The following is a 2,428-nucleotide window of genomic DNA, read 5'->3' on the forward strand; positions in this document are numbered from 1 at the left end:
GTAAGCACCCGGTAAAGTCATCGGCGGCTTCGATCAGGCGATAGCTGGTACCCAGTGATGCGGCAACAACTCCCCAATCTGGTCGGCTCGCTGGGTGGGCAGCCGCGTGAGGACGTCTTTTAGGTAGGCGTACGGGTCGTGCCCGTTGAGTTGTGCGGAACGCACCAGACTCATGATGGCAGCGGCTCGTTGACCAGCGCGTAGAGAACCCGCGAACAACCAGTTCGCCCGTCCGATGGCCCAAGGTCTAATCAGATTCTCGATTCGATTGTTATCGATGGGCACGTGAGGATCGTCGAGATAGCGCGTGAGCGCCTGCCAACGCTTGAGGTTGTAGTCCAGTGCTTTGGCGATCGGCGAGCCCTCGGAGACAAGTTTGCGCTGTGCGAGCATCCAGACGTGCAACGCCTGTGCAATTGGCCGGCCTCGCTCCTCACGAATCGCTCGTCGTTGCTCAGGGTCTAAGTCGGCGGCTTCGCGCTCGACGTCGTAGAGCGCCACGAAGAATTTCAATGCCTGCTCGGCGATCTGGCTCTTCTTGCTCGCATGCAGATCGAAGAACTTTCTCCGTGCGTGGGCCATGCAGCCAATTTCCGTGATGCCCAGCTTAAATCCTGCTTTATAACCGCTGTAATCGTCAACGACCAGCTTGCCACGCCAATTGCCCAAGAAGGCGCGCGCATGTTCGCCAGATCTGCCGTCAGCGAACTCGTACACGACCGCTCGCACCTCTGCGAACTGGGTCGAGGTGTACGCCCATAAATAGGCGCGATGCGTCTTCCCTTTGCCGGGGCTCAACATCTGCACCGGCGTTTCGTCTGCATGCAAGACGCCGTGGCGCAGTAGTTCCTCGCGAAGCGCGTCGACTAAGGGCTGCAAACGCACACCGCATACGCCCACCCAGCCGCCGAGCGTCGATTGTGGAATAGCTAGGCCTGCCCGGCCGAAGATGTGTTCCTGTCGGTACAGTGGAAGGTGGTCGCCATACTTGGCGACCAACACCTGAGCGAGCAAGCCATTAGTCGGAATTCCTTTGTCGATCACATGCGGCGGCACCGGCGCCTGGATCAACGTCTCGCACGCTTTACATGCCCACTTCCCACGGATGTGGCGCTCAACGGTGAACACGCCCGGAGTGTAGTCGAGCTTCTCGCTGATATCCTCGCCAATACGCACGCGCTGGCAGCCACAGGGGCAGCTCAACTCCGTCGGTTCGTGATGGATGTCGGTGCGGGGCAACTGGGGCGGCAACGGCAAGCGTTTGGCCCGCTTGCGAGGTTTCTCCTGCGGCGCGTCCGAGCGCAGTTCATCCAGCTCGGCCTCAAGCGCTGCCAAATCCTCATCAATGGCCTCGTCCAGCAAGCTTAACTGCTCGGCAGTGAACTGTTCGCTACGTCTGCCGAATTGCAGGCGTTTGATGACCGAGAGCTCGTGGGTGAGCTGGTCAATGCGCGTTTGGCGGTAGTGTGATTCACGCGTCTTCTCGTCGACCTGGGTCATCAACTGCCGCGCGAGTGCGCGCAGTTGATCGGGGTTCAGGGCATCGAGATCAGTGGGTGAATTCATGCATCAAGTTTGCCAGCACCTACAGGCTGGGGGAATCAAAACTGTTTACGTCATTTGCTATACCACCGCGATTACGTGGTCGTGCGCCAACGTCTGCCAGGGCAGCCCGATCACGAGTGCACGCAATTGCTCGGGATTCAATGTCTCAGCGATCTCACTATGGCCATTGGCCCAAATGAAATGACCCTTGTTCAAGCGTCGTGCAGCAAGCCAGACGCCAAATCCGTCGTACACCAGGACCTTCATGCGTGTCGAACGCCGGTTAGCAAACAGATACGCATGGTGAGGTCGTGCGGATCCAAATACCTTCACCACACGCGTAAGGATGGTATCGGCGCCGGCACGCATATCGAGAGGTTCGGTCGCCAGCCAAATGGCGTCGATGCGGATCATCGCAGCACCTCCCGAACCCAAGCTGCGCTGTCGCTCAAACAAAAGTGCGGCCACAGCACCGACACGGTTGTGCCATTGCGCTGAATGTCGATTCGCACGTTCACTTGCGCCGCATCGGGCGCTTGTGGTGTCGGCACGGTCATTGGCAGCGCGACGAAGGCTGGCTTGAGCTCGACATCAACCGGTGTGGGCGCCGTCGCCGCAGCGTCGCTGGGATGAGCGGCTTCTTTAATCCAACGCCGCAGCACATTGGGATTCATGCCATGCGAGATCGCCACGGCTGAACATGAGACGCCGACCCGGCGACATTGCTCGATAAGCTCTGACTTAAACGAGGTGCTATAGGTCCGCCGTGTGCGCCCGGTCGAAATGTCTTGGGAAATAGTGTGCACGTGTCCGCTTCCTGATCGTGGAAACGTATGCTCTTACGCCCAGGAACAGAAAACCAGATGAGATCGCCGGATGCTTA

At 58.9% G+C, this 2,428-nt stretch carries 3 protein-coding genes; all 3 read right to left on the reverse strand.

Going from position 1 to position 2,428, the window contains the following annotated elements:
• Positions 1-33 precede the first annotated feature (33 nt).
• Genes tnpC through EOS_RS04640 form a run of 3 tightly spaced genes read right to left on the reverse strand, consistent with a single transcriptional unit; the run spans position 34 to position 2,351 of the window.
• Complete coding sequence (tnpC, locus tag EOS_RS04630) at positions 34-1,566, reverse strand: IS66 family transposase (RefSeq protein WP_047845422.1); 1,533 nt, start codon at positions 1,564-1,566, stop codon at positions 34-36.
• Positions 1,567-1,623: 57 nt separating this feature from the next.
• Entirely contained in the window at positions 1,624-1,959 is a 336-nt protein-coding gene (gene tnpB / locus EOS_RS04635; protein WP_047845423.1) for an IS66 family insertion sequence element accessory protein TnpB, read from the reverse strand.
• A complete protein-coding gene (locus EOS_RS04640; RefSeq protein ID WP_075645285.1) occupies positions 1,956-2,351 on the reverse strand; it encodes a transposase in 396 nt (131 codons plus the stop codon). Before EOS_RS04640 ends, tnpB begins: the two co-directional genes overlap by 4 nt.
• Positions 2,352-2,428: the final 77 nt, after the last annotated feature.

Source organism: Caballeronia mineralivorans PML1(12), from assembly GCF_001028175.1.
In the GTDB taxonomy this organism is placed as follows: Bacteria; Pseudomonadota; Gammaproteobacteria; order Burkholderiales; family Burkholderiaceae; genus Caballeronia; species Caballeronia mineralivorans.

What these genes read in the sequence shown, in the direction of transcription:
- tnpC (WP_047845422.1), bottom strand. Translation starts at nt 1,566, where the DNA reads ATGAATTCACCCACTGATCTCGATGCCCTGAACCCCGATCAACTGCGC.
- tnpB (WP_047845423.1), bottom strand. Translation starts at nt 1,959, where the DNA reads ATGATCCGCATCGACGCCATTTGGCTGGCGACCGAACCTCTCGATATG.